Origin of the sequence: Streptococcus sp. 53, from assembly GCF_013276565.1 — a bacterium.
GTDB lineage: Bacteria > Bacillota > Bacilli > Lactobacillales > Streptococcaceae > Streptococcus.
Map to the genome: position 1 here is coordinate 1 of NZ_VMLG01000014.1, position 26,127 is coordinate 26,127.

General features: G+C 40.5%; 27 protein-coding genes and 3 pseudogenes. All 30 read right to left on the minus strand.

Translation table 11 applies throughout. The features are described 5' to 3' along the window. Positions 1 to 31: 31 nt before the first annotated feature. A complete protein-coding gene (locus HT722_RS05270; protein ID WP_173277916.1) occupies positions 32 to 427 on the minus strand; it encodes a single-stranded DNA-binding protein in 396 nt (131 codons plus the stop codon). Positions 428 to 504: 77 nt separating this feature from the next. Continuing rightward, positions 505 to 1,266 (minus strand): SDR family NAD(P)-dependent oxidoreductase, encoded by a 762-nt coding sequence (locus HT722_RS05275; RefSeq protein ID WP_173234935.1) that lies wholly within the window; start codon positions 1,264 to 1,266, stop codon positions 505 to 507. 41 nt (positions 1,267 to 1,307) lie between these two features. Continuing rightward, positions 1,308 to 1,934: a YtpR family tRNA-binding protein gene (ytpR, locus tag HT722_RS05280; protein ID WP_173277919.1), complete on the minus strand. Its 627-nt coding sequence runs from the start codon at positions 1,932 to 1,934 to the stop codon at positions 1,308 to 1,310. A gap of 15 nt (positions 1,935 to 1,949) precedes the next feature. Further along, the gene (locus HT722_RS05285) at positions 1,950 to 2,267 is read right to left on the minus strand and encodes a thioredoxin family protein (protein ID WP_173277921.1); all 318 of its coding nucleotides are present in this window, start codon (positions 2,265 to 2,267) and stop codon (positions 1,950 to 1,952) included. Next, a complete protein-coding gene (locus HT722_RS05290) occupies positions 2,264 to 2,563 on the minus strand; it encodes a DUF4651 domain-containing protein (RefSeq protein WP_173277922.1) in 300 nt (99 codons plus the stop codon). Before HT722_RS05290 ends, HT722_RS05285 begins: the two co-directional genes overlap by 4 nt. Positions 2,564 to 2,754: 191 nt before the next feature. Continuing rightward, entirely contained in the window at positions 2,755 to 3,828 is a 1,074-nt protein-coding gene (locus HT722_RS05295; RefSeq protein ID WP_173277924.1) for an N-acetylmuramoyl-L-alanine amidase family protein, read from the minus strand. 119 nt (positions 3,829 to 3,947) lie between these two features. Continuing rightward, entirely contained in the window at positions 3,948 to 5,555 is a 1,608-nt protein-coding gene (locus tag HT722_RS05300) for a CTP synthase (protein WP_023940873.1), read from the minus strand. 236 nt (positions 5,556 to 5,791) lie between these two features. Next, positions 5,792 to 6,379, minus strand: a complete 588-nt coding sequence (gene rpoE / locus HT722_RS05305; RefSeq protein WP_173277927.1) for a DNA-directed RNA polymerase subunit delta — start codon at positions 6,377 to 6,379, stop codon at positions 5,792 to 5,794. 131 nt (positions 6,380 to 6,510) lie between these two features. Continuing rightward, the gene (locus tag HT722_RS05310; RefSeq protein WP_173251396.1) at positions 6,511 to 6,672 is read right to left on the minus strand and encodes a hypothetical protein; all 162 of its coding nucleotides are present in this window, start codon (positions 6,670 to 6,672) and stop codon (positions 6,511 to 6,513) included. A gap of 37 nt (positions 6,673 to 6,709) precedes the next feature. After that, positions 6,710 to 8,284 (minus strand): annotated as a pseudogene (locus tag HT722_RS05315) (DEAD/DEAH box helicase family protein); the annotation flags it as partial. Positions 8,285 to 8,435: 151 nt separating this feature from the next. Continuing rightward, positions 8,436 to 9,542 (minus strand): annotated as a pseudogene (locus HT722_RS05320) (DEAD/DEAH box helicase); the annotation flags it as partial. 236 nt (positions 9,543 to 9,778) lie between these two features. Next, positions 9,779 to 10,582, minus strand: a complete 804-nt coding sequence (locus HT722_RS05325) for a Fic/DOC family protein (RefSeq protein ID WP_173277929.1) — start codon at positions 10,580 to 10,582, stop codon at positions 9,779 to 9,781. An 81-nt stretch (positions 10,583 to 10,663) separates the two neighbouring features. Beyond that, positions 10,664 to 10,786, minus strand: a pseudogene (locus HT722_RS10290) (DNA (cytosine-5-)-methyltransferase); the annotation flags it as partial. 119 nt (positions 10,787 to 10,905) lie between these two features. Further along, positions 10,906 to 11,316, minus strand: coding sequence for a hypothetical protein (locus HT722_RS05330; RefSeq protein ID WP_050265970.1), 411 nt, complete (start codon positions 11,314 to 11,316; stop codon positions 10,906 to 10,908). A gap of 261 nt (positions 11,317 to 11,577) precedes the next feature. Continuing rightward, complete coding sequence (locus HT722_RS05335) at positions 11,578 to 14,229, minus strand: valine--tRNA ligase (RefSeq protein WP_173277931.1); 2,652 nt, start codon at positions 14,227 to 14,229, stop codon at positions 11,578 to 11,580. Between the two features lie 13 nt (positions 14,230 to 14,242). Continuing rightward, on the minus strand, positions 14,243 to 14,419 hold the full coding sequence (locus HT722_RS05340; RefSeq protein WP_160313322.1) for a hypothetical protein: 177 nt from the start codon (positions 14,417 to 14,419) through the stop codon (positions 14,243 to 14,245). Between the two features lies 1 nt (position 14,420). Continuing rightward, complete coding sequence (locus tag HT722_RS05345; RefSeq protein WP_044791613.1) at positions 14,421 to 14,786, minus strand: hypothetical protein; 366 nt, start codon at positions 14,784 to 14,786, stop codon at positions 14,421 to 14,423. Positions 14,787 to 14,846: 60 nt separating this feature from the next. Further along, the gene (locus HT722_RS05350; protein ID WP_173277933.1) at positions 14,847 to 15,425 is read right to left on the minus strand and encodes a GNAT family protein; all 579 of its coding nucleotides are present in this window, start codon (positions 15,423 to 15,425) and stop codon (positions 14,847 to 14,849) included. Beyond that, positions 15,412 to 15,990, minus strand: coding sequence for a flavin reductase family protein (locus tag HT722_RS05355; RefSeq protein WP_173277935.1), 579 nt, complete (start codon positions 15,988 to 15,990; stop codon positions 15,412 to 15,414). The genes HT722_RS05350 and HT722_RS05355 overlap by 14 nt, the downstream gene beginning before the upstream one ends. 282 nt (positions 15,991 to 16,272) lie before the next feature. Continuing rightward, positions 16,273 to 16,668: a helix-hairpin-helix domain-containing protein gene (locus HT722_RS05360; protein WP_094753581.1), complete on the minus strand. Its 396-nt coding sequence runs from the start codon at positions 16,666 to 16,668 to the stop codon at positions 16,273 to 16,275. Between the two features lie 95 nt (positions 16,669 to 16,763). Continuing rightward, the gene (locus HT722_RS05365; protein WP_049540673.1) at positions 16,764 to 17,018 is read right to left on the minus strand and encodes a DUF1912 family protein; all 255 of its coding nucleotides are present in this window, start codon (positions 17,016 to 17,018) and stop codon (positions 16,764 to 16,766) included. A gap of 9 nt (positions 17,019 to 17,027) precedes the next feature. Next, the gene (locus tag HT722_RS05370) at positions 17,028 to 18,362 is read right to left on the minus strand and encodes a DUF438 domain-containing protein (RefSeq protein ID WP_173277937.1); all 1,335 of its coding nucleotides are present in this window, start codon (positions 18,360 to 18,362) and stop codon (positions 17,028 to 17,030) included. After that, entirely contained in the window at positions 18,362 to 18,595 is a 234-nt protein-coding gene (locus HT722_RS05375) for a DUF1858 domain-containing protein (protein ID WP_000368739.1), read from the minus strand. Before HT722_RS05375 ends, HT722_RS05370 begins: the two co-directional genes overlap by 1 nt. Before the next feature lie 409 nt (positions 18,596 to 19,004). Next, the gene (locus HT722_RS05380) at positions 19,005 to 19,187 is read right to left on the minus strand and encodes a hypothetical protein (protein ID WP_173277940.1); all 183 of its coding nucleotides are present in this window, start codon (positions 19,185 to 19,187) and stop codon (positions 19,005 to 19,007) included. 1 nt (position 19,188) lies between these two features. Beyond that, positions 19,189 to 19,968 (minus strand): hypothetical protein, encoded by a 780-nt coding sequence (locus HT722_RS05385; RefSeq protein WP_173277942.1) that lies wholly within the window; start codon positions 19,966 to 19,968, stop codon positions 19,189 to 19,191. 367 nt (positions 19,969 to 20,335) lie between these two features. Further along, positions 20,336 to 21,445, minus strand: a complete 1,110-nt coding sequence (locus tag HT722_RS05390) for an SPFH domain-containing protein (RefSeq protein ID WP_173277944.1) — start codon at positions 21,443 to 21,445, stop codon at positions 20,336 to 20,338. 12 nt (positions 21,446 to 21,457) lie between these two features. Beyond that, on the minus strand, positions 21,458 to 22,015 hold the full coding sequence (locus HT722_RS05395) for a hypothetical protein (RefSeq protein ID WP_000386255.1): 558 nt from the start codon (positions 22,013 to 22,015) through the stop codon (positions 21,458 to 21,460). Positions 22,016 to 22,035: 20 nt separating this feature from the next. Next, positions 22,036 to 22,539 carry a hypothetical protein gene (locus tag HT722_RS05400; protein WP_173277947.1) on the minus strand — a complete coding sequence of 168 codons (504 nt, stop codon included), beginning with the start codon at positions 22,537 to 22,539 and terminating at the stop codon, positions 22,036 to 22,038. A gap of 170 nt (positions 22,540 to 22,709) precedes the next feature. After that, positions 22,710 to 23,060 carry a 30S ribosome-binding factor RbfA gene (gene rbfA, locus HT722_RS05405; RefSeq protein ID WP_001273601.1) on the minus strand — a complete coding sequence of 117 codons (351 nt, stop codon included), beginning with the start codon at positions 23,058 to 23,060 and terminating at the stop codon, positions 22,710 to 22,712. 166 nt (positions 23,061 to 23,226) lie between these two features. Next, a complete protein-coding gene (gene infB, locus HT722_RS05410) occupies positions 23,227 to 26,112 on the minus strand; it encodes a translation initiation factor IF-2 (RefSeq protein WP_173226117.1) in 2,886 nt (961 codons plus the stop codon). Positions 26,113 to 26,127: the final 15 nt, after the last annotated feature.

Here is a 26,127-nt window from a genome sequence, read left to right on the forward strand (position 1 = left end):
TACAGTTGACAAAGAGCCGACTTTTCAATGTTTAAAATGGCAATTCTTCCTCTTCCAAGACTAGGTCTGCCAAGTCTTGGCCTGCATTATTTTCACGCATGGCACGTTGAGCACGACTTTCCAAGAGTTGGAATCCTGTGACAAGTACTTCGGTCACGTAGTTCATCTGGCCATTTTTCTCAAAGCGACGAGTACGCAATTCCCCATCAACGGAAATGAGACTACCTTTGGTTGCGTAGCTTGCCAAAGTTTCTGCTAGTCTTCTCCAAAGGACCATATTAACAAAATCAGCTTCACGTTCGCCATTTTGGTCTTTGTATCGACGGTTGACAGCGATAGTTGCTCGCGCCACTGACTTGTCATTGCTGGTTTTGTGCAATTCAGGTGTAGACGTTAAACGTCCAATCAAGATAACTTTATTATACATATTTTCTTCCTCCTACTTATCTATTCGTAGGAAATCAAAAAAAGTTACAGAAATTTGTAACTTTTCGAGAAAATTTTTTATTTTTTATGAACCATGAAACCTGTCGCCTGTTGATTGGCCATAATGGTCATATCTGTAATCTGAACACGACGAGGTTGACTAGTCACATAGACTACTGTGTCTGCAATATCCTGAGCTTGCAAGGCTTCTATTCCTTGGTAAACGGACGCAGCTCGTTCTTTATCACCGTGAAAACGTACCGTCGAAAAATCTGTTTCGACAATTCCAGGCTGAATGGTCGTCACCTTGATATCCGTTGCGATGGTATCAATTCGCAGACCATCTGAAAAGGTCTTAACTGCCGCCTTGGTCGCTGAGTAAACAGCTGCACCTGCATAGGCATAAATTCCTGCGGTTGACCCCATGTTGATGATATGTCCTTGATTGGCTTTTACCATTGCTGGCAAGAAAGAGCGAGTGACTGCCATCAAACCTTTGACATTGGTATCCAACATGGTCAACATATCCAACTCTTCATAATCCTGATAAGGTGCTAAACCTAGAGCCAGTCCGGCATTGTTGACCAGAATATCAATCTGACCTATCGTTTCTAGAATATCAGAGCAGACAGTCTTTACCATGGCCATATCCATGACATCTAGGGGAAAAGTCCAAACTGTTTGATTTGGAAAGACTTCTGCAAACTCCGACTTAAGAGTTTCTAATCTGTCTGTCCGTCGTCCAGTTAGAACGACATTCTCACCCTGCTCCAGATAAGCACGCGCAATCGCTTCACCGATTCCTGATGTCGCCCCTGTAATCACTACATTTTTAGCCATCTTATTTCCTTCTAGCTGGTCTATCAGATACTAACAACTTCTTAGGCAGTCCAGTGTTTAGCTGGATCAAATGGAGTTCCAACAACTTGGTCTTCTGATAATTCAATAACCCCTCGTTTTTGCGGAGCATTTGGCAGATGCAATTCACGAGGACTGCACATCATACCAAAACTCTTTTCACCACGAAGTTCACCTGGGAAAATGAGATTCCCTTTTGGCATCATAGCTCCAGGAAGAGCGACAATGGTTTTCAACCCCACACGCGCATTGGGAGCCCCCGCAACGATTTGCACTGTCTTGTCACTTGCGACTGCAACTTGGCAGATGTTAAGGTGATCACTATCCGGATGGGCTACCATCTCGACAATTTCACCGACAACAAACTTAGGTTCTTTGTCATTGACAATTTCTTCCACAAAGCCTTCCGCCTGCAACTCTTGGTTCAAACGAGCGACTTGCTCATCTGTCAAAAAGACTTGACCGCGCTCTGCAATTTCAAATAAACTTGAAACTTCGAAAATATTCCAAGCCACTGTTTCTCCATTTTCTTTGAGGAAAACACGAGCCACCTTTCCTTTGCGCTCCACGTCCAGTTTGACATCTCCGCTATTTTTCACGATGACCATAAGGACATCACCTACATGTTCTTTGTTATATGTAAAAATCATTGTTTCTATTTTCTCCTATTTCAGTCCTGCTAAAAAGTCGTTAATTTGTTGCTTGCTTTTACGGTCGCGATTAACAAAACGACCAATTTCCTTGTCCTTTTCTAGAACAACAAGGCTAGGAATTCCGTAAACATCCCAGAGTTTAGCTAGATCCATATACTGATCTCGATCCACTCGAATAAAGGTAAACTCTGGATTGGTCTCCTCAATCTCTGGCAAGGCAGGATAAATATAACGGCAATCGCCACACCAGTCCGCCACAAAAAGGAAAACCTTCTTGCCATCTTTTTCTACTAAAGATGCCAATTCTTCTAAATTTGCTGGTTGTATCATAAGACTTCCTCCTCATAGACTAGATCTTCATTTTCATAGACAAAGGTATAATGACGGCCATCCTCAAAAATGACGCCACCAACCAAGCTCTCTAGACTGCTTTCATAAACTTGAACATAGAGGGTCGCAATTTCCCCCATGTCTGAAAAATGGTCTCGCACAATCGCTGTCAACTCTTCCTGAGTCTTCATGAGCTTACTGTCATCTGCAACTTTTTTCGTAGCAAGAGCAAGGCTTCCAATACCAAGCAAAGCCAAGCCTGCCATCCACATTTTTTTAGCTTTCATACCATTCATTTTAACACAAAAAAGGCTTTAGGACAAATGAGGAAGTAGCAGAAAAGCAAGTAAAAAGCCTCTTCCTTTAAGGAAAAGGACTTCTTATACTAGAGCAAACTAGGAAGCTAGCCGCAGGTTGCTCAAAGCACTGTTTTGAGGTTGTGGATGAAGCTGACGTGGTTTGAAGAGATTTTCGAAGAGTATTATTCTTATTGCCAGGCACCTGAGTTGCCAACGTAGTAACCATCAGGTGTGTAGGTATTGCGAAGCATCTTACCTGATGAAGCTAGATAATACCACTTGCCATTATCTTTGACCCAATCATTCGCTAGTATGGCACCAGAAGAACTTACATAATACCAGTCTCCCTTGTCATAAACCCAAGTGCTTGCTTTCATGGCTCCTGAAGTTGATAAATAGTACCACTTGCCTTGGTCATAAAGCCAATCACTCGCAATCATGGCTCCTGATGATTTAAAGGCATACCAATTGCTACCTTGATAAAGCCAAGTTTGATTGAACATGACTCCTTTATCATTCATAAAGTACCAAGTTCCCTTGTCATAAACCCAATCTTTCTGCACTAATTGACCTTGTTTTTGATAGTACCAGTTTTGGTTTGATTTTAGCCAACTTTCTGCTTTTACAATCGGATAAAGTTCTTTGAAAGCTCCTCCATCATATTTATGACTGATAGATTTTAGTTTTTCAAGCTTCACCTCACCATTATCATATTCTGCCCAAGCATAGACTTTTTGACCATTAACAGTCTCTGGTAAAGTGGCAGTGTAAGTCTTGGTTTGATAATCCCATTTAGCATCGATGTAAGTGTATTGATTATTTGATTCTTCAATACGATAGTAACCTCTCTTTCCACTATCATTATGAATATCATCCACAACTTTCGTTGACCAGATCTTCACTTCGTTTCCGCTCTTGGCTTCTACCTTGATATCTCCTCTATAGCCATATGGAACATAGAAATTCAGGTAACGCCCTTCTATACCAATCATAGACTTGTCCTTTTCTTGACCTAGGAAATTGACAGTCTGATCTTGACCATTGAGACTAACTGTCCACTCGATTTTCTCGGTTTTTGGCAAATCCAAGACTTTGATATCCACTTCATGACCATTGTTGAATCGAAAAATCTTGCCATCTTGATACTGTACTCCACACTTAACAACCCATTCTTCTTTAAGCTCAAATGCCTGCCCTGAATGTGGAAAAGCCAGTAAAGCTAGACCAGCTAGAGACAAACTAAATAGTGTGATTTTTTTCATCGTAGATCCTCCTTAGAATTTTTTATGTTAATTATATCACTATATTTTTATTTTGCAACTCATATCCTAAATATGCAAGCAAAAAACCTCTGAGATTCTTCTCAAAGGTTCTGATTTTGCTAATTACTGTTCTCAACTGCTGCAGTCACAAAGGCAGTGTAAAGTTCTTCTGGACGGTTTGGACGACTTGAAAGTTCAGGGTGATACTGACACGCTACAAAGAATTTATTTTCAGGAATTTCCACGATTTCGACCAAACGATTATCTGGAGAAACTCCTGAGAAGACAAAGCCTGCTGCCTCAAACTGCTCACGGAAGGCGTTGTTAAACTCATAGCGGTGACGGTGACGGCGTTGCACCACTTCTTGATTGTGATAAGCAGCTGCTGCCTTAGAGCCACGTTTTAGTTTAGACGGATAAAGTCCCAAGCGAAGGGTTCCTCCCATATCCTCAACGTCAATCTGATCACGCATGATATCAATGATAGGGTATTTTGTTTCTGGTGCAAGCTCTGCAGAATTGGCACCTTCAAGACCTAAAACGTGACGAGCAAACTCGATACAAGTTAACTGCATTCCCAAGCAGACTCCCAACATTGGAACATCATTTTCACGCGCATAGCGAATGGCTTGGATTTTCCCTTCCGTGCCACGCTGGCCAAAACCACCTGGTACGATGATTCCGTCCGCATCAGACAAGAGCTCTGCCACATTCTCTGCTGTCACATCATTGGCATTGACCCAATTGATTTTAACTTCTGCGTCGTTGGCATAACCAGAGTGTTTCAAGGCTTCAACCACTGAGATGTAGGCATCTTGCAACTCCACATACTTACCAACAAGGGAAATCTTAACTTGTTTCTTGAGGTTCATGACCTTGTCCACCATGGCTGACCATTCTGTCATATCCGCTGCTGGTGCGTCTAATTTCAAGTGGTCACAAACAATTTGGTCCATACCTTGTGCCTGCAAGTTCAGTGGAATTTGGTAAAGATGTTCGACATCCAACGATTCGATAACGGCTTCTGGTGCCACATCACAGAACTGGGCCAGTTTGTTTTTAATTCCTTGACCAGCTGGCTCTTCTGTACGAATAACCAACATATTTGGTTGGATTCCCAATCCACGCAATTCTTTGACAGAGTGTTGGGTTGGTTTGGTCTTCATTTCACCAGCAGCTTTGAGGTAAGGAAGCAAGGTTGTATGGATGTACATAACATTATCCGCCCCCACATCTGCCTTCATCTGACGAAGGGCCTCTAGGAATGGCAAGGACTCGATATCCCCAACAGTTCCACCGACCTCTGTGATAATGACATCAGAGTCAGTCGTTAGAGCGGCACGCTTGATTTTTTCTTTCAAAGCATCTGTGATATGAGGAATGACTTGAACAGTTGCACCAAGATATTCTCCACGGCGTTCTTTACGAAGAACTTCACTGTAAATTTTACCAGTTGTCACGTTGGAATATTTATTGAGATTAATATCGATGAAACGTTCATAGTGACCCAAGTCCAAATCTGTCTCAGCTCCGTCATCTGTCACAAAAACTTCCCCGTGCTGGTAAGGACTCATAGTTCCCGGATCTATATTGATATAAGGGTCAAACTTTTGAATGGTTACTTTGAGACCACGATTTTTCAAGAGACGGCCTAGACTCGCTGCCACAATCCCTTTCCCAATAGACGATACGACACCACCAGTTACAAAAATATATTTCGTAGACATAGATTCCTCTTTCTAAAATGCTCAAGACCTTGTTAACTACGAGGGGACATAGAAAACAAGACCCTACTAATAAGAATAATCTGGGACGACTGCACCAGATTCACAACTAAAATACAAGAAGATAACTTCTTGAAAAAACAAAAATAGCTCCCTAAGAACTAGGGAGCCCCGACCTCTAAAAGAGGTGCCCGAACAATATGATACCTAAAAATAGGATAATTGTCAATAGCTAACTTTTATTCCTCGATGTTTTCAGCATCATCATCTGAAAACTCGTCGTCGTCTTCGTTGAGATCCACGTCTTCACCCAAGTCATCAGGAGCGATTTCGTTGATTTCTGCATCGTAAGCTTCCACTTCGTTTTTCTCATCATCTGGATTTTCATCATCGTATGAAAGAGCTGGATCTGTTTCGTATGCATCTTCGTCTTCTGGATCATCTGCATTGTAGTCAATAGCATCTGAATCGCCATCCATGAAGGCATTGACGCGTTTTTTCTTAGCTTTTGGTGCTACTTCATCATCATCATTTTCTTCAAGAGCGATGATTTCTTCATCGATTTCGTCCACACCATACCATGAACGAAGCCCCCATTTGTTGTCTCCAAGTGAGATGAAGCTACCGTCAAAGTTCAACTCTGTGTAGAACAAAGGCAAGGCTTCACGGATATCGCTGTTTGATGTTCCAAGGTAGTTTTGAATTTCGTTTACAAGATCGCTAAAATGCATCTCATGATCGCGACCACGAAGTTCCAAGATAGCACGCGCTACCTCAATCATAGATAGTTCACTTTTTTCTTGCCCAGCAAATACTTCTAATTCCAAAGCGTTTCTCCTCATTTATACTACTATCGCCAGAGTAAACAGACTCTGACCTCATTTTATCATTTACTCTTTATTTTACGATAATTTTGCAGAATAGTCAAAGGTTAAGGGGGAGAAAGTGACAGGACTTTTTATTTCTTTGCTACCCAGCCGATGGCATCGCTAGGTGGATTTTTAGTATCAATCCAGATAAATTCGATACCGATTTCACCATTTTTAAATTTGGTCAATCGAATGCCGTTGATTTCCAGCTCATTGAGTCGTTGATCTGTCAAGACTTCGCGTTCTTTCAAAATGAAAAGCATACATAGAAATTTTTAAAAATTTTCTCTATCGTAAACCTGCCACTATTTCAGAAGCTATACTAGCTGATTCCAAACGTAGTATAGTCATTTCATCTACCTTCCCTAATAATGGCATTGCACCATACCAAACAATGGTCTTGTTCACCAATAGAATAGGCGTGACTATTTTTGATTGAGTAAAAGATACTTTAATTTTCTTGCTCTTCAACTGGTCTAGCCATGCTTTATTTGCAACCGTCTCTGGTATACATATCTCAATTTGACTAATCCTAAATTCTTTTAGAAAATTCATCAGTTTTGTCTGGTGCACATAAGGTAAAATAAGCATACACTGCTGTCTTTCCCCTGCTAAGTCCTCCCTCAGCACATTCTCATATCTACTATCAACATAAACGAATGGTTTCTCCTCACCCTCAATGGCACGATAATCCATCTTTCGATAAGCTACTTGTCGTTTCTGAAACATCTTTTCTAAATAAGGAACATGAATATCCACATAATCGAAAATCCGTACCAAGGACTTATTCTTGTAGTTTCGATGAATCCGACCTGCGTACTGAATCAAATTATTTTTCCAAGAAAAGGGTGCTGCCAAGATAAGCGTGTCCAACTGAGGTAAGTCAAAACCTTCGCCAATGTATTTTCCAGTAGACAACAAAACAAACCCTTTATCTAGCTGTTCTAATGTCTTCAATAAACTTGTTCTCTCTTGGACTTTGGTTTTTCTGCTAATAATGTAACAGTCATCAACCTCTTTCTCTTTCAATAACTTTTCAAAGACATCTATCTGTTGAATTCGATTGACTAGAACCAAGATATTCCGCCCTTCTGCCACTTGGTCTAGAATATCCTTGAGAATCATCTGATTCCTCACTGAGTCAGTAGCAATCAAATCACTAAGCTGTATAAAATTACTTGCTTTAGTCTTTTCAATTTCCAGATGACCAAAAGAAGTGAATCTTAATTGCAATTGCCGTTTAAAAGATGTCTCCCTCTTACCAGCAGTATGAAGTATCTCACCAATTCTCTGAAAAACAATAGGTTCATGACCATTCTTACGTTCAGGCGTAGCCGTCAAACCGTAAAGATACTTCCCTCTAAACTGTGCCACAACTTTTTCAAACATCAAGGCAGACACGTGATGACACTCATCCACAATCATCATCTCATACTTATCCAAAAGACTTTGGCTATTTTCCAACTTAAATAGAGATTGGATCATAACGACATCAACCAGTTCACTCAGCCATTTCTTAGTCCCACCGTACTGCCCGACATAGCCTATTGCCCTTTCACGACCTGATGGCGTATAACGGGTAGCTTCTTCCTCTTCGAAAGTCAAAAAGCAGTTTAAGCGATCCAGCCATTGATCTAAGAGTTGCTTATTATGGACTAGAATAATTGTTTTTGTCTTACGTTCAGAGATGAGAGCAGCACCTAAAACGGTCTTCCCAAAACCAGTCTCCGCATGGAGTAAACCATTTTCTTTGGAAATCATATCTGACAGGGCTAACTCTTGCTCAAAAGTGAGTGCTCCCTTAAATTCCACTCTAATAGACCTTTGTACCTTTCTCCTATCTTCCACAGATACCTGCTCATACTCAATGAAAATCAAAGAGCAAACTAGGAAGCTAGCCGCAGGTTGCTCAAAACACTGTTTTGAGGTTGTAGATAAGACTGACAAAGTCAGGAACACATATCTACGGCAAGGCGAAGATGACGTGGTTTGAATTTGATTTTCGAAGAGTATTAAATTTATCTTGCAATGGATATAGTAAGCCTCTTGGCAGCCATAAATAATGATCGGATTCTCCAAATAAATACATTCGCTCAGGAATTTGATAGGTTGGCTGTCGCATAGCCTGCTTTAAATAAAATTCGGGATTAGAAAATGAAGCCATATTTTTCAAGAGAAACAGTGTCTTGGGTGTCACAGACGATTTTTCAAGTTGGATCATATTGGATAAGACGATCTGCAACTCCGTATCCAATTCTTGCTTACCTAACTCCTCTTGGATTAACAGTGCCACTTTAGCAGTTGAAACCCTCTGAATTTCTTGTAAATACCTCCATTGGTCTTCATAAGGCTGAAACTGTTCATCCACAAAGACCGTTCGCCCTTGATGATAAGCTTCTCCTTGAAAAGGCAAGGCAATCAAATTACCAAATCCCCCCTTAGGAAGAACATCCTGATTTGGAAACATGCGATCAAAAGAATCAAAGGACAGTTGCATACTTTCCTGCATAGCCAATTCTAATAGTTTCTTTCCAAACAAGCGAGCTTCTCGACTCGGAATCGCTTCCTCAAAGAAGAACCAAATATGGAGTCCGTGACCCGAACGAGAAATCTCTAAATGGGCTTCCATCTGGCGTTCCCTGGCTATTCTTCGAATGGCTAAACCGGCTTCTTTCCAATCACTTTCATCCAAATCCAGTACCAAAAAATAACAGCTATCATCTAAGTGCATAGGAAAGATACCGATAGCTGTCTCCCCACGAAAATGAGATTTCAAAACGGAATCCGTTAATGTCTGGAAACTCCGTTTTTCAGGCGGCAACTGCTTCCAACCATAATCATAGGATGGAAAATACTGAATTTTCCCTTGATCATTGATAAAACTCTTAGCATAAACATCATAACGGCCAGCAAACACAGAGGTAAACAATTGTAATTTTTCTTGCGTCGTCAAGTGACTACTTTGAAGTTGGAACATCTCCTCGAACTGAGAGCGTTCCATCACAAACTGACTCTTGTCTTTAAGACGTTTACACAAGAAAAACTCACTATCCCCATTAAAAGAAGAAAAGACATCAAGTACTTCTACCACAATTCCATCCAAAGACACAAAAACAGCCATAAGAGTCACCTCCTTGATTCCTATAGGCTGATTATAACAAGAATAGCTGAAATTGTACACGAAAATAAAATCCGAATAGCACTGAAAGTACGAGATAAATAGAGTTTAAACGAGCAATCTATAAAATTAAAAAAACACATATTATCAAGCGACCTAAATCTTTGATGATATGCGTTTTTTTGTAGGAATATTTACTTCATTTTTTCCTAAAATTCAATGTTTACTCAGTATTAGGATTATGAAAGATCGAGGTCTAAATCTAGATACATTTTTTCTGAAGACAAATCATTTTGACCACCGAGCAAGAGATTTTCAAAAAAAGCTGTTAAAAACTCAGGACGTCGCTGTAAAATCTTTGCATTATCTAATACTAAGGCATCACGAAAATACTTGGCATGTTGCTGAAATGGTGTATTATCAATATCAAAACCAAACTCACGAAGATACTGAATCAAAAAAACCGTTACTGTCCGGGTGTTTCCTTCGCGAAATGGATGAATCTGCCAGATTCCTGAAATAAAATGCTGGATTTTTTTAATCACATCCGCCTGAGTTAGTGTCGCATATGCAACTTGTTTTTCCTGATTAAAATCATAATCCAAGGTCATTTGAATCATGGAGTAATCAGAGTATACAACACTTTCACCATTCAAAACAGGTTCATTCTTTGTGATATTGGTCTGACGAAATTGCCCCACCGGAATAGAGGTTTCAAATATATCTTGAAACAACTCCTTATGAATAGCAAGTAAGGTCGCAGGACTGAAACTAAAGCCTCTTCGAGACAATAGTTCTACAATACGTAGAGAAACCAAGTCTGCCTCCTCCGTACTTGCATCAATGGTATGATGATAAGCCGTTGCATCCTCATAAACCTGCTCATAAGTCAGTTCTCCCCGGGACTGTTTCTCAGCCAAAGATTCCATATAAGCTGATGGCACTAGATTATCAACTTTCTGCAGACCAAAACCTATCCGCCATAAATCACGTTTCGCTTCATAAGACAAGTTTGGATTGTCAATGTTGTAAGTTGATTGCATAGAAAGATCCTTTCAATTGTTTTTCTGTGTCATAGGTAAATGGTGAAATGGGCATGGAATTGACGTAAATTATAAAAAACCATCATTGGCATACACCACTCTGAACTCGTTGGTCTGTTCAAATCCCAACTCAATTCTCCCAACACCTGAGAAGAAAGCTGCAATGTTGTACTTCTCAGGTCGGTTCGAACTTAGATGGTTTGTTGTGTAGTAAGCTGGTTTCTAGAATAGAACAATTTATATATCAAAAAAATAAAGAAATTTATTATTCACTAATTTTCAAAATCAAAATTATAGTTTTCTAAATTATATAATATTCTAATTTAAAGTATTTGAAAATTATGTAACACATCAATTATACCAGCTATCCCTCCGATTACTCCTATGTAGTTACTTAATGTTTCAATTATTCCAGATTTCTCACTCTCTGAAGAATTATCTTTAGAAAGATTATTGATAAAGTCTTTGATTTTATTTTTATCATTTTCTGATAACTCATTTTTCATCAATAATTTTTCAAGAGGTTCGATTACTTGATACTTTGTGATATTAATATTTTGTACCCCATTATTATTCTCAAATTTATCTCCTCCAATCTTATCACCGTAGATATTGTCACCATAAGAGTTGATATTTTGAGAAATATTAGTCGGAATAAATCTTAATTCTCTCAGATATATTGTTTCTCTATCTCCATTCCCAAAAATTCTAGGAGTTATTTTCGAAAAATGCAAAACATCAGTGATTGTTTTACCATACCCAGTAGTCTATACCATAATATATATAGTTTCTCTCACGATCTTCTCGTAACTCAATCATATTTTGTAATTTATTAATGTCGTATTTCTTTTTATAATCAATCTTAGTAAAATAATTTAATATTAATTTTTCTACCAAATAATAAATAATTCCTATCAGAACAAGTAAAACAATTCCACTAAAAATAAATAAATATTTATGTTCAAAAAATAACTTTATCGCCTTAATTTCCTCCTTTATTTCACCAACTTCTTCATCTCATCAATCCGCACTACGGTCGCATCATATTTCGCTTGGTAGTCGGCTTGTTTGTCGCGTTCTTTCTGGACGACTTCTGGTTTGGCATTGGCTACAAAGCGTTCGTTAGAAAGCTTCTTGCCGACCATGTCCAGTTCTTTTTGCCATTTAGCCAGTTCCTTGTCGAGACGAGCCAGTTCTTCTTCGACATTGAGGAGGTCTGCCAGTGGCAGGTAGATTTCTGCTCCTGTGATGACGCTTGACATAGCGAGTTCAGGTGCAGGAATAGTTGATGCGATTTCCAAGTGTTCTGGATTTGTAAAGCGTTTGATGTAGTTGACATTGCTGTTAAAGAAGTCTTCCAAGTCACTATCGCTTGTCTTGACAAGGATGGTGATTGGCTTGCTTGGTGCTACGTTTACTTCAGCACGCGCATTACGAACGGCGCGGATCAAGTCTTTGAGACTTTCCACACCTGTGTGGGCCGCAAGGTCTTCAAAGGCTGGCTTGACAGTTGGGTAAGTAGCTGTGACGATCGAACCTTCTGAGATTTGTCCAAAGATTTCCTCTGTCACGAATGGCATGATTGGGTGGAGGAGACGAAGGATCTTGTCCAAAGTGTAAAGGAGGACAGAGCGTGTGATGACTTTCTCTTCTTCGTTGTCGCTATAAAGGACTTCCTTGGTCAACTCAACATACCAGTCCGCAAATTCATCCCAGATGAAGTTATAAAGGATGTGGCCAGCCACACCAAACTCAAACTTATCAAAGTTGGCAGTAGCTTTTCCAATGGTTTCATTGAGGTTGTGGAGAATCCAGCGGTCTGTAACGTTTCCAGCTTCCTTGTTTGCAACTTTTTCCACATTGGCAGTTGCTTGCTCAAGGGTCAAGCCTTCATTGTTCATGAGGATGTAGCGAGAGATGTTCCAGATCTTGTTAATGAAGTTCCATGAAGCATCCATTTTCTCGTAAGAGAAGCGCACGTCTTGTCCTGGTGCAGAACCATTTGAAAGGAACCAACGAAGGGCATCGGCACCGTATTTCTCGATGACATCCATCGGATCGATCCCGTTACCGAGAGATTTAGACATCTTGCGTCCTTGCTCGTCACGGATGAGACCATGGATAAGGACGTTTTGGAATGGCTGACGGCCAGTGAATTCCAATGATTGGAAGATCATACGAGACACCCAGAAGAAGATGATGTCGTAACCTGTTACCAAGGTTGAAGTTGGGAAGTAACGTTTGAAGTCTTCTGAGTCCACATCTGGCCAGCCCATGGTTGAGAATGGCCAGAGGGCAGAACTAAACCAAGTATCCAAGACGTCTTCGTCCTGAGTCCATCCGTCACCTTCTGGAGCTTCTTCACCAACGTACATTTCACCCTCAGCATTGTACCAAGCAGGGATTTGGTGACCCCACCAGAGCTGACGAGAGATCACCCAGTCGTGGACATTTTCCATCCATTGGAGGAAGGTATCGTTGAAACGTGGCGGGTAGAATTCGACCTTGTCCTCTGTGTCTTGGTTGGCAATAGCATTTTTCGCCAATTGGTCCATCTTAACGAACCATTGAGTAGACAAGCGTGGTTCAACCACAACACCTGTACGCTCTGAGTGACCAACGCTGTGGACACGTTTTTCGATTTTAACGAGGGCACCGATTTCTTCCAGCTTAGCAACGACTGCCTTACGAGCTTCAAAACGGTCCATGCCTGCAAATTCAAGGGCCAAGTCATTCATAGTTCCGTCGTCGTTCATCACGTTGACTTGTGGCAAGTTGTGACGTTGACCCACCAAGAAGTCGTTTGGATCATGGGCAGGCGTGATTTTCACGACACCAGTACCAAATTCAGGATCTGCGTGTTCGTCTCCAACGATTGGGATTAATTTATTAGCAATTGGAAGGATGACATTTTTACCAATCAAGTCCTTGTAGCGTGGGTCTTCTGGATTGACCGCAACCGCAACGTCCCCAAACATAGTCTCAGGACGAGTAGTCGCAACTTCAAGGGCTCGTGAACCGTCTTCCAGCATGTAGTTCATGTGGTAGAAGGCACCTTCGACATCCTTATGGATAACCTCGATATCAGAAAGGGCTGTGCGAGCTGCTGGGTCCCAGTTGATAATAAATTCACCACGGTAGATCCAACCTTTCTTGTAAAGGTCCACAAAGACCTTACGAACAGCTTTTGACAAACCTTCGTCAAGAGTGAAACGCTCACGAGAATAGTCTACAGAGAGCCCCATCTTGCCCCATTGTTCCTTGATGGTAGTGGCATATTCGTCTTTCCATTCCCAGACTTTCGTCAAGAAAGATTCACGACCTAGGTCATAACGCGTAATACCCTCACCACGCAAGCGCTCCTCTACCTTAGCCTGAGTCGCAATCCCAGCGTGGTCCATCCCTGGAAGCCAAAGCGTGTCGAAACCTTGCATGCGTTTTTGACGGATGATAATATCCTGCAAAGTCGTATCCCAAGCGTGACCAAGGTGAAGTTTACCAGTTACGTTTGGTGGTGGAATCACGATTGAATAGGGCTTAGCCTTTTGATCGCCAGAAGGCTTGAAAACATCGGCGTCAAGCCATTTTTGGTAACGACCAGCCTCAACCTCGGCTGGATTGTATTTAGGTGAAAGTTCTTTAGACATGTGTTTGTCCTTTCTAGTTATTATTTTTTTCTTTCAAAACTTTAGAAACCATTTTGTTTACCAAAGATTCAATCATGGCTTTCATTTGTTTTTTAAATTGCTCACTCTTTAAGTATTCTGTTATTAAATCGAGAATAAATTTAATAACAGCTTTTCCTCCCTTAGCAGCTAAATTCCCAACATTTGCCATTCTATACTCCTTTTTTCAACTCTCGAATAATCTTCTTCAGATATTTATTCTTTGTCGTCTTTTCTAAAAATTCATAAGCACTCTTTTTCAATTGTACTTCTTCAATATTAGGATTTAACTCTGCTTCCATTTTTAGCGCATGGTATAATGCCTTAGGTTTCAAGTCAATGCTATCTTGAAATTCAATCATTTGTAGCTTAACTTCATCATCTATCTTAGACTGAAGTTGTGGTGTTATCAAATCATCAGGTAAAATTTCCTTATATTTATTGATTCCTTGAGACAAGTTCATTTCAAATCTATTAACTTCTTCTACCTGTTCTTTTTCTATTTCTTTAACAATCAATTCTAAACTATCATTTTCCATCTATATACCTCCATTTCTATTTACTTACTTAAATTTAAAAAATATCATTCACTACTAGAATCAGAAAAATTCTTGTTTTAATTGTAAATCCCACTCACTCCTCAACAAGCCATATCTCAAATCATCACAGCGGTTATCTTGAGCATCCTTGCGATCTCGGATGCGAGCTTCAAGAGTAAATCCAAGCTTCTCCGCTACTCGTTGACTTTGGACATTGTATCCAAAACAAGTCAATTCAATCTTGTGAAGACCCAAATCTTTAAAACCTAGCTCAATCAAGGCACACACCGCTTCTGGCACATAACCGCGTCCCCAATAGTCCGGGTGCAAGGTATAGCCAATCTCCAGCACATCGTCCTCGTGGCGATGATTGAAGTCGACAGAACCAATGATCTTATCGGTTCCTTTAACGACAATCCCGTAACCCGCTGGGAGATTATCCTTTTGATTGCGCTCGGGTAGGATATGCGCTAGATAATAAATCTCATCTTCCAAGGTCTTGACAGGTGGAAAACCTGCTGGGTAAGAAACTTCTGGACGACTAGCATAATCAAAGATATCCTCAGCATCCGCCACCGTACGGACGCGTAAGACAAGCCGTTCGGTTTCTAATTGTTCTGGCAGTTCAGTTCTTGTCATCCTTCTTCCTCGCTTTCTTTATGAAGCTCCCCTTAATATCTACACGCTTGTCCAGATAACGATAGACGCGCTGATATCCATCTCCCATGAAATATGTTGGGGCAAACAGTTCATTTCTAAAATGTCCCTTTTCATCCAAAAGTTCTGGGTCAACAAGTCGCTCAACAATCTTAGCGAAAACATGACAAATTCCCTCTTCCTCAACAATCCTATCTACCTTACAATCCAAAACGACTGGACAATCCTCTAAAATCGGTGCCTGAGTTCGTTCAGAAATTTCATAATGCACTCCCAAACGTTCCAATTTCTCCTGATGACTGATAAAACCAGCCTGCTCCATCTCGAGCATGAGATTTTCATCAGGGATATTCACAGTAAATTTTTGATAATGTTTAATTTGCTCTGCGACATTCTCTCTCGCAACGACTCCAACCACAATCCAATCTCCTAGACTATAAGAGGAACTACAGGTCGTGATGTTATATCCAAAATTCTGATCCTGATACCCCAAAATGAAGATAGGAAAACCATAGTAGAGTTTACTTGTTTTAAAAGATTGCTTCATAACAACCTCCTTTTACTAAGACGCAAAAGAAAATCCCTGCCATCTACATGACAGGGACGAATGTGCTTATCCGCGGTACCACCCAATTTCGGGCAGAGCCCGCAACTCTCGTCTTTAAAACAAAAAGACACTTTTATTTCAATTTTTCATCCATTAGCAACCAGTTTTGACACATTTGTGGACTTCTCAGCACCGCCACTTTCTGTAAAATGTGGGATTCAAAACACCTCTAATGGCTCTATTGTAGCAAGATTTTGACGGAAATGCAAGGCACAAGAAAGATTACTTGAACTTGATACCATTTTCTTTCAATTTCTTGATGGTGGCTGGGCCGATTCCTTTCAAGGCAAGGAGTTCTTTTTCAGTCCAGTTTTTGAAATCTGACGCAGACTTGATTCCTTCATCATAGAAAGTCTTGGCACGGTCAAGTGGGAGTCCACCTAAGTTTGTTGCAAAATCTTCTACAGAATTGGCTACTTTTTGGGCTTGCTCTTTGGTAGCTTCTACTGCTTGTTCAACTTTTTTAGAAACAGCCTTACCAGCTTGGCTTGCTGACTGTTCTGCACGTTTTACGACTTTTTTTGTCTCTTCTACAACCTTAGTCACAGTACTTGAAAAGGCACCTGCACGACGGAGGCTATTTCGTAATTGTTTTTTACGATTGAGTTTCTTTGACATGATAAAATCCTTTCAATAAAAAACCCCTGCTCTGACAAGGATTTAATATAAATATTCTATCAAGATTTTAGTAAAAAATCAAGAATCTTTCTCGTTTAATAATTTCGCTCACCGAATAAGCCTTCTGGCAAATCATGAAATCCCTTGCCTGATTTGAAGTTTTCAAACTTACCAAGCAAGAACTGATAAGCATCCAAACGGCTTTCGTAGCGAATCATAGCATCTTTGGCACGCTCGTCTTGGTCTTCTTCGTAGACTTTTTGGCTTTCCTTATGTGCCATGTCGTTGATCATAATTTGGGTATTGACCCAAGCTTCAAATTCCTTCATAAATTCTTGTTCGTAACTCATTTTTTCTCCTTATTCTAATCCACGGAAATAGTCCGTGTCAATCTCACGGTAGGGCTGGATATCCTGAACATATTCCAGTACACCTTGGAATTCTCCGTTTTCATCGTGCACTGCTGCGTAGGTGATGTGGACAAACTTGCCTCGCGACTCAGACTTGAACCACATTTCATACTTATCCTTGGTCCCCTCACGAAGCCCCTTCATGATGGTCTTGACCTTGTCCAAGTACTTAGGCGGATGGCAGAGTTCGACATTGCGCCCGACTTGGGACGGCGTCCGTTTGAAAATCATCTCATCAGCTGGCGCATTGTCATTGTAATACTGGAAAATATCGTCTTTATTGACAAAGGTAATCTCCATGGGAAGGTGATTGAGGATGAGATTAGCCTGCTCGACTGAAAGATATCCATTGCCAAAAGCCTGTTGACTATGGCGGTCCAGCACTGCTTCCTTTTCCTTAGGGGTAAAGGTAATGGTAAACTGGCCTTCTGGCGTATCGATAACTTGTTGAACTTGGCCTTCTGCTGTATCTAACTGTACAGGCTCCTCTGCACTCTTTTCCTCAACAAAGCTCTGACGTTCTGGCACCCATTTCTCAGACGGACGGATGATGGCATAGCCATAGGCATCGCTCTCCTCCGCAATCTGAAGCCAGTCATCCTGAGTAAAGGACTCAAGGAGAATCATGAGAAGGATAGACTCTTCCTTGAAAATCATACTTTCAAACTCTGTCGCAAAGGCTTCAAAATCTTCTTTTACAGTGGAAATCGACACTTCAGGTAGTGACTTGGCCGTCGCTAAAGCTGTTTGAAAGAGTTCCCTAATCTGGTCATCCACTCCCCACATGACCTTAGGAGGGGAATCGTGTCCATAGCGCTCCATGATAGGAAAGAAAAGTTCTTCTTTACGTTGATAATGAATATCAAATTGACCTACAAGTCCCATCTGACGCACCAAACCCTTGCGCATCTCCGTAAGCATTTCTTCATCTTCCATAGACTCATAGGTATCTAACAATCTCCGAATGCGAATCAAAGCTGCACGGAGGGCCAGATTTTCTTCCTTAAAAATCCGAACTGGGTGGCCAGGATGCTCGGTATCCTCTACTTCGACACCCTTAACAGCATTTTTAAAAAGATTGGCATGGACATCACAGAGTTCCATGACATCTTCAAAGGTAACACCTGAGTCTGAGTTCATCAACTCGTGCTCCATGAGAGAAATCTCGATGGCTGACACACCTGTAAAGGTCGCATCAAAACGCTCCTGAACTGACTCAGGAGAGGCACCATTGTGCAATTCTAACAAAATATCCCGCAGGACATGAATCCGTTCATCTGCCATTAGTCTAACCCAATCACTTCGTAGCCGTTTGCTTCCAGCGTGCGGACAATCTTGTCCATAGGAGTTCCTTCCAGCTTAGAACCCTGCTTAAGTGATACTTTACGACCAACTGTATTGCGCATCAAGGGATTAGCAAGGGGTTTAAAACCCAACTCCACTAGGATTTCCAAGACTTCTGGATGCTTGTCCACCACTTCTGCAACAGGAATTGACACATCGATGATATTGTCCATGACGACCTCCATTGTATGTTCTAATACTCAATGAAAATCAAAGAGCAAACTAGGAAGCTAGCCGCAGGTTGCTCAAAACAGTGTTTTGAGGTTGTAGATANNAAGTCAGTAACATATATACTGCAAGGTGAAGCTGACGTGGTTTGAAGAGATTTTCGAAGAGTATAAAATGATTTTACTGCTTATATTATACCATAAGGAAAGAGATTAAAAAACTAGCAGTACAAGACTTGCTAGTTCCCCACGACTTGGATAACCATCTAAATAAGTTTAAAGAGCCAATCCAATAGCTTAAATAATAGCTTGTAAAACAGCAATTGGACTGCAAAAGAGATGATCATCCAAAAGAATTTCACAATCCCAATAATCGGTTTGATAAAAATAATGGCAAGAAGTCCCCAGAAAAATTTCATTTTTTATCCTCTGGATTAATGAGCCACCGAGCCGTATCCATTAACTTGTCGGCAATAAAAAGTTTCCCCAGACCGACAACGGCATTATCATCTTTCTTTATCGTTTTCATTACTTTTACACCTTGCACGGTCAAAAAGTAATTACCATAAATTTTAGCTAGAGTTTTTATGAGTCCCATATTACTCTCCTTCGATGATTTCAGCCTCTTTTCGGATCGTTTCAACATCTTCTTGATATTGAACTTCACTATAGTTGACTAGCTTGGACAATTCTTTCTGCAAGCTTTCCCCCATTGGTTTCATAGTTGCAAAGGTTAAACCACCTGAAATGATACCACCCAAGATAGGTATGAATTTCCCCATTCCTTTGGCCAACCCTCCCTTGGTCAGATTCACACCAAATATTTTTAAGACTTTTTTCAAAATAGGGTACCAAAGCGTCTTTGTTAAAGCTTTATTAGGCACTGTTTTCATTACCTGTTTGGCAATTGTTATACCACCTGCACGTAACAAAGCAGCGGTTCCATTTACCCCCAACATGACGCCTAGATAAAGCAAAAGGGTATTTTGAGCATCTTCACTCAACTCCTCGCGTGAAGCCCAAAGATCCTCATATCCATAAATATAACCTAGTTCTTGAGCTAATTTTAAAGAAAAAGCATAAAATTGAGCTACATCCGCTGGTATGGTGATTGCCATGGCAAGTCCACCTGGTAATCCTGCAACAACAGAAGTTCCACTCGCCAATAAAACATTATCCCTAATGCAGGCATTAGCCACTCGATCTAAGGTTTCTTGAGATAAGAGAGACGTTGGGCCTTGTTCTAATAAGGTAGGAATGTCCTGTGGATCCAATTCTTTGGAAAACTTATCCACTAAAAATTTCGAACGATCAACCTTAACAACAGGTAGTTTCACCACTTGTTGCAATACTTGCATAGCTAAGTCTTGTTCAGCCATATACAAACTCCTTTTACTTCTGTAAGTTATATTCTACGATAGCATACTCTTTTAAAGTATGTTTCAAATTCCCCTCAAAAATTTTCAAAAAATCCTTAGCAACTTATTTGTTAAAGATTTTTAATAGTCTTTGTAGAGGCAGCTCGAATATTCAACTTCTACCTTTACAACATGATATTCTATCTGTGAACGATAGTCTATTATTGTTTCAACTAAAATGTTCCTTGAATACACACTAATACTCTTCGAAAATCAAATTCAAACCACGTCAGCGTCGCCTTACCGTACCCAAGTACAGCTTGCGGCTAGCTTCCTAGTTTGCTTTTTGATTTTCATTGAGTATAACTATGAACTTTCGAGCTTCATCTTATAAATCCATAATTTCTTTTTTCTTTCGATCAAATTCTTCCTGAGATAATATACCTGCATCTAAAAGAGATTTTAGTTTTGTAAGTGCTTCTATTTGCTCATCTAATGATAGACTTGGTTTCATGGCTTTTTCATCTAAACTTTGAGCCATATTCATTCCAAATATCATGCCAGCACTATCACCTAGACCATGTTGCTCTACTCCTGATGCAATTTTTTGTTGTGCTGCAATATTAGAAGATTTCTGCGATACATCATCATAAGCTTTTAAATTCATCTTATTTGATGAAAATTGTTTGACCAGTTCCTTAGATTCTGGTGAGAACTCAATATTAGCGATGGCAACTTTTACAATCTCAAATCCAAAACGTTCTTTCCAAGTCCCTGCATACTGTCCATCATTTGATACTTGTTCCGCAAGAACTGCAGCTTGTGAGGGTAATTGTGAAATACGATAAGTTGTTGACAAAGAATTAAGTGCAACAATAAAAGATTGAAGAAATTCTGTTACTATTTGTGATCTAGCTTGAGCGCTATCAAAGGTATAATAAGTCATATTGGCAGGAAGAAAGTTTCTGATAAATTGCTTAGCATCTGTAATTTGGATAGAAAATGTTCCAAAAGCACGTACTTCTAAATCTGTCCCATAAAACAAATCGTTATACATGACTGGGCCACGAGTCCCAAATTTAATATCACGAATTTCTCTCAAATTAACAAAACAAATCTGTTTTTGCTGATCACTTTGACCACCGAATCCAACACGATGAACAACATTGTCAAACAGTGATTTTTTCAATCCATCACCATTAAAAACACTGCTCTCACCATTTTGGTATTCATATCCACCTGGTTCTGTAATAATTTCCTCGATACCAGATTGACTAAAGATAAAGGCAGCAGTATTTTCTGGAATAAAAATCTTGGATCCGTTCGAAATAACACCTACAGATCCCTTCGTATTGACACCCCTACCATTATTACTTTCTTGAACAATACCGGGACTTACAGCTGTATGTTCATCAAAAGCTTGAACTGTGATAATTTCTTTCCACTGATCTGCAAATGTCCCACCAATAGAATCTGTGATGGCTTTTATCAACCCCATTTAATTGCCCCCTTATAAACTTTGCTCCATATCACAATAGGCACATCTCACTGTTTGCTTCACTTGACCTGACAAAGGTGCTCCACAAAAGCTACACTTGGTTGAAATCTTTTCTGGCTCTGCATCCTTAATCCCAAGCCCTGCTTTAAAAGTGTCAAATGTATCCTTAAATGTTTCTGCTAAAACATCTGCTCCGAATAAGCTGCTATCCCCCAAGGTTTCAAAATTGCTTGTATCACCTGAAATCAATTTAATAATGTTTCTAGCCCACTTGTCAGTATCCTTAGTATTATTAAATGAAAAGATAGCTTGTCCGCCATTATAATAAATTTCCAACCGTTTCACACCATTGGTTTTGGTTACTGAAACTTGAGGTTTCCCTTCAAAAATTTTAATCTGGTTAATAGGAATGGTAACCTGGTCTTTTTTCCCTCCCCAAAAACCTTTTTTAATATGTACTAAGTGTAGATTCGTTAAAATTAATTCATCTGTAGCCAAACCATTTTTCCCAAAACTCACATGGTCACTATTCATAACCATATATTCATGTGGCAATAATTGATAATCCATATTGAACTCCACTCTTCCTATTAAAGACTAGCTTTCCACTGCTCCACTTGTTCATGTAGATTATCACGATAATCTTTTAGAGTCTTAATCACTTCTTCTTTCCCTTGAATCGGTGCTTTCTTTAGTGGACCATATTGTTTTTTCAAATCTTCCATTTCTTTTTTAGTGCTATCTTTCAGTTCTTGGATAGCAGCACTATCTTCTAAAACAGTCCCTTTAAAGGCTTCATCTGCTTCTGTATAGTAATTATCGATTATTTTCTCATTCATAATCAAGTAATCTTCATAGGTTTTTATAGACTCAATTGTCGTATCGCTAACATCTTGTGGGTTAAAATCGCTTGAACTGAGTTTTTCTTTTGCTTTGGCAAACAATCCTTTCTTTTCAGAACTACTAGATGAAGTTTCTGTTTGATTCTCACTAGAAGAGCTACTTGTCTTTTCAGAAAGAGAACTACAAGCAACTAGGGTAGAGACAGAAAGACATAGCAAAGCTAAACGACAAACTTTTTTTATGTTATTCATTGATAGAATCTCCTTTTATTTATGAAATCATCATATCATATTTCCTAAAAAAAAAGCATTTTCTGATTAGATAACATTAAAAAATACAGAATCCCTTTTTTAAAAGAATATTTTTCCATTTCAAATTCCACCTATTTTCCCCCACCAAAAAAGAGGGTCTCCCCTCTTCTTTAGTTCTTATCCAGATTGCGTAGCATCTCGTCAATCTTGTTTCCATACTCGATGGACTCGTCTTTGACGAAGGTCAAATCTGGGATTTTGTACAATTTCAAATTGCGACCAAGTTCACGTTTGATGGTACCAGTTGCTTTTTCAAGCCCGATTTGAGCTTTTTGATTATCCGAAGCAAGGTTACTCAAAATGGTGTAGTAAACCTTGGCAACAGACAAGTCCCCCAGCATCTGAACATCTGTGATGGTCACGCCTTGGACACGCGGATCACGGACTTTCTTTTGCAAAATCTCATTGACTTCACGCTTGATTTCCATGCCCACACGATCCGTACGGAAATGATTTGCCATGATATTCCTTTCTCTACTTTGAACCAAAAGCTAGGCCAGCAGACCTAGCTATTTTTATTAGATAGAGGAACTAGAGCCATTTGAATCTAGGAAACAAGCCTTAGATAGAACTGAGGGTTCATCAAGGCGCTGTTGACGACGAGTCAAATCGGCTATCGTTTCTCTATTATCTCTTGATTTCTTCCATGACGTACGCCTCAATCACATCATCCATCTTGATATCATTGTAGCCGTCAATCATCAATCCACCTTCACGACCGTTTGTAACTTCTTTGACGTCGTCTTTGTAGTGTTTCAAGCTAGCAAGTTCACCGTCATAGATAACGACACCGTCACGGATAACACGGACTTTAGAGTCACGGGTAACCTTACCGTTGATAACCATGAATCCACCGATGGTTCCCACTTTAGATACCTTGAAGGTTTCACGAATAACTGCTTCACCGATAACTTTTTCTTCAAATTCTGGATCAAGCATCCCTTTCATGGCTTCTTCCATCTCTTCGATAACCTTATAGATAATGCTGTGGAGACGGATTTCCACATCGTCAGCTTCTGCTTGTTGACGAGCTTGTGGTGTAGGGCGTACGTTGAAACCAACGATAAAAGCATTTGAAGCTTCAGCAAGGGTCACGTCAGATTCATTGATGGCACCAACAGCTGAGTGGACGATGGTCACTTTGACACCTTCCACGTCGATCTTTTGAAGTGAGGCAGAAAGGGCTTCAACAGAACCTTGTACATCAGCCTTGATGATAACGTTAACAGACTTGAGTTCACCAGCTTTAAGCGTATCAAAGAGGTTTTCAAGGCTGACACGTTGGGTAGCTTGACGTTGTTTCATGAGGGCACGTTTGGCACGCTCTTCACCGGCTGCACGCGCAGATTTTTCATCCTCGTAAACAGCAAAGTGGTCACCTGCCATTGGCGCTTCGTTCAAACCTGTAATTGAAACTGGTGTTGATGGCCCTGCAACCTTAACACGACGACCAAGGTCATTGGTCATGGCACGGACACGACCGAAGGTATTTCCGACAACGATTGGGTCTTGAACATTCAAGGTACCTTGTTGAACAAGAAGGGTTGCGACCGCACCTTTTCCTTTATCCAAGCGTGCTTCGATAACTGTACCGATCGCACGAACTGTTGGGTCTGCTTTGAGTTCTTGGATTTCAGCCACAAGAAGGACTGTTTCCAACAATTCTTCGATGTTTTGGTTGAATTTAGCTGAGATTTCAACAAATTCAGAATCTCCACCCCAAGCAGTTGACATAACTCCATGCTCTGCCAATTCACCGATAACGCGTTCTGGGTTGGCACCTGGTTTATCAATCTTGTTGATGGCTACAATAATTGGAACATTCGCTGCTTTTGAGTGGTTGATAGCTTCAATTGTCTGAGGCATAACCCCGTCATCTGCCGCTACGACCAAAATAGTAATATCGGTAACAGAAGCACCACGCGCACGCATCGATGTAAAGGCCGCGTGTCCTGGTGTATCAAGGAAGGTAATCTTCTTGCCATTTTCCACGATTTGGTAGGCACCGATATGCTGAGTGATACCACCTGCTTCACCTGTCGCAACACGAGAGTTACGAAGGGTATCTAGGAGTGTTGTTTTACCGTGGTCAACGTGTCCCATGATAGTTACAACTGGTGGACGCTCAACCAATTCATCTTCATTGAGATAACCATCTTCGACAAAGAAACGTTCGATATCGGCATTATCCACTTCAACCTTTTGTTTGGCTTCGATACCGTAATCCACCATGAGGAGTTCGATAGTTTCTCCATCCAAGGATTGGTTTTGTGTGGCCATGACACCCATCATGAAAAGTTTCTTAACGATTTCAGCTGGTTCACGTTTGATACGTTTTGCGATTTCCGCAACGGTCATACCATCTGTATATTCAAATTCTGTTGGCAATTCATGGAACTTACGCTCTGTAACAGGTTTTGGAGTCTGATTACGGTTGTTCTTATTATTGCCTTTTTTGTTCTTTTTGTTGTTATTCCAGTTACTATTCTTTTGATTTCTCACTTGATTTTGACTACTTCGATTCTTTTGTTGTTTTCTAGGACCATCTTCTTCGTGATCATAATCGTCACGATTTTTGTCTGGTCGAGCTTGTTTTTTACGACGTGTATCCACTGCAGGTTCTTTTTTCTCAGGGACGACTTCAACCACTGCTTGAACTTGCTGTGCTTGTTGCGCTTGTTCAGCTAACTTAGCAGCTTCTTCAAAGATTTCCTCTGGTTCCTTACGTTTGTTAGCTTGAGCCAAGGCTTCTTTAGCAGCCTGATACTGCTTGAAGCGTTCCTCGCTTGAACGTGCGTACTCTGCATTTTGCTCTGCTTTTAGGGCTGCTGCACGGGCTTTAAAGTCAACACGTGGAGCCGCTTGATTTGGACGTTTGTCCCCTTGTTGACGGCGCTCATTTCCACGATTTTGCTGACCTTGCTGTTTCTTAGCTTGGTCATTAAAGCGACGATTATCGCGGTTGCCTTGACCTTGTTTTCCACCATTGCGGCCGTCGTTTTTCTGACGGTTTCCGTTTTGTTGTTGGTCACGGTTATTGCCCTTATTTTGCTTGCGTCGCTCTGCCTGCTCTTTAGCACGTGCTTCACGCTCAGCCTTGAAATTACGACTTTGCGGTTTAGCCGCTACTTTTTCTGTTTTCGGAGCGACTGGCTCAGCTGGTTTTGCCTCTTCCTTGGCTACAGCTGGTTTTACTGGTTCAGACTTTTCGACTTTCTTTTCTGCACTTGCTTTTGGGGCTGCAGGTTTTGCCTCTTCCTTAGCTACAGCTGGTTTAGCTGGCTCAGATTTTTCGGCTTTCTTTTCTGCACTTGATTTTTGTTCTGCAGGTTTTGCTTCTGCTTTCGGAGCAACTGCAGGCTTAAAGCTGGCAGCGATTTTTGCAGCGACAGCTTCTTCCACACTTGATGAGTGGCTTTTCACATCCAAGCCCAACTCTTTTGCACGCGCTACAACTTCTTTGCTTTCTTTTCCAAGCTCTTTTGCGATTTCGTACAATCTTTTCTTAGACAAATCATGTCCTCCTCT

Bases quoted from the DNA above. Each gene is read 5' to 3' on its own strand.
- HT722_RS05355 (WP_173277935.1), bottom strand. From the start codon at position 15,990: ATGAAGCAATCTTTTAAAACAAGTAAACTCTACTATGGTTTTCCTATC.
- HT722_RS05340 (WP_160313322.1), bottom strand. From the start codon at position 14,419: ATGGCAAATGTTGGGAATTTAGCTGCTAAGGGAGGAAAAGCTGTTATT.
- HT722_RS05390 (WP_173277944.1), bottom strand. From the start codon at position 21,445: ATGGGGTTGATAAAAGCCATCACAGATTCTATTGGTGGGACATTTGCA.
- HT722_RS05400 (WP_173277947.1), bottom strand. From the start codon at position 22,539: ATGAATAACATAAAAAAAGTTTGTCGTTTAGCTTTGCTATGTCTTTCT.
- HT722_RS05365 (WP_049540673.1), bottom strand. From the start codon at position 17,018: ATGAGTTACGAACAAGAATTTATGAAGGAATTTGAAGCTTGGGTCAAT.
- HT722_RS05300 (WP_023940873.1), bottom strand. From the start codon at position 5,555: ATGTCTACGAAATATATTTTTGTAACTGGTGGTGTCGTATCGTCTATT.
- HT722_RS05370 (WP_173277937.1), bottom strand. From the start codon at position 18,362: ATGGCAGATGAACGGATTCATGTCCTGCGGGATATTTTGTTAGAATTG.
- HT722_RS05345 (WP_044791613.1), bottom strand. From the start codon at position 14,786: ATGGAAAATGATAGTTTAGAATTGATTGTTAAAGAAATAGAAAAAGAA.
- HT722_RS05285 (WP_173277921.1), bottom strand. From the start codon at position 2,267: ATGATACAACCAGCAAATTTAGAAGAATTGGCATCTTTAGTAGAAAAA.
- HT722_RS05380 (WP_173277940.1), bottom strand. From the start codon at position 19,187: ATGGGACTCATAAAAACTCTAGCTAAAATTTATGGTAATTACTTTTTG.
- HT722_RS05375 (WP_000368739.1), bottom strand. From the start codon at position 18,595: ATGGACAATATCATCGATGTGTCAATTCCTGTTGCAGAAGTGGTGGAC.
- HT722_RS05290 (WP_173277922.1), bottom strand. From the start codon at position 2,563: ATGAATGGTATGAAAGCTAAAAAAATGTGGATGGCAGGCTTGGCTTTG.
- HT722_RS05395 (WP_000386255.1), bottom strand. From the start codon at position 22,015: ATGGATTATCAATTATTGCCACATGAATATATGGTTATGAATAGTGAC.
- HT722_RS05350 (WP_173277933.1), bottom strand. From the start codon at position 15,425: ATGACAAGAACTGAACTGCCAGAACAATTAGAAACCGAACGGCTTGTC.
- rbfA (WP_001273601.1), bottom strand. From the start codon at position 23,060: ATGGCAAATCATTTCCGTACGGATCGTGTGGGCATGGAAATCAAGCGT.
- HT722_RS05385 (WP_173277942.1), bottom strand. From the start codon at position 19,968: ATGGCTGAACAAGACTTAGCTATGCAAGTATTGCAACAAGTGGTGAAA.
- HT722_RS05325 (WP_173277929.1), bottom strand. From the start codon at position 10,582: ATGCAATCAACTTACAACATTGACAATCCAAACTTGTCTTATGAAGCG.
- HT722_RS05270 (WP_173277916.1), bottom strand. From the start codon at position 427: ATGTATAATAAAGTTATCTTGATTGGACGTTTAACGTCTACACCTGAA.
- HT722_RS05275 (WP_173234935.1), bottom strand. From the start codon at position 1,266: ATGGCTAAAAATGTAGTGATTACAGGGGCGACATCAGGAATCGGTGAA.
- HT722_RS05295 (WP_173277924.1), bottom strand. From the start codon at position 3,828: ATGAAAAAAATCACACTATTTAGTTTGTCTCTAGCTGGTCTAGCTTTA.
- HT722_RS05335 (WP_173277931.1), bottom strand. From the start codon at position 14,229: ATGTCTAAAGAACTTTCACCTAAATACAATCCAGCCGAGGTTGAGGCT.
- ytpR (WP_173277919.1), bottom strand. From the start codon at position 1,934: ATGATTTTTACATATAACAAAGAACATGTAGGTGATGTCCTTATGGTC.
- HT722_RS05360 (WP_094753581.1), bottom strand. From the start codon at position 16,668: ATGTCAAAGAAACTCAATCGTAAAAAACAATTACGAAATAGCCTCCGT.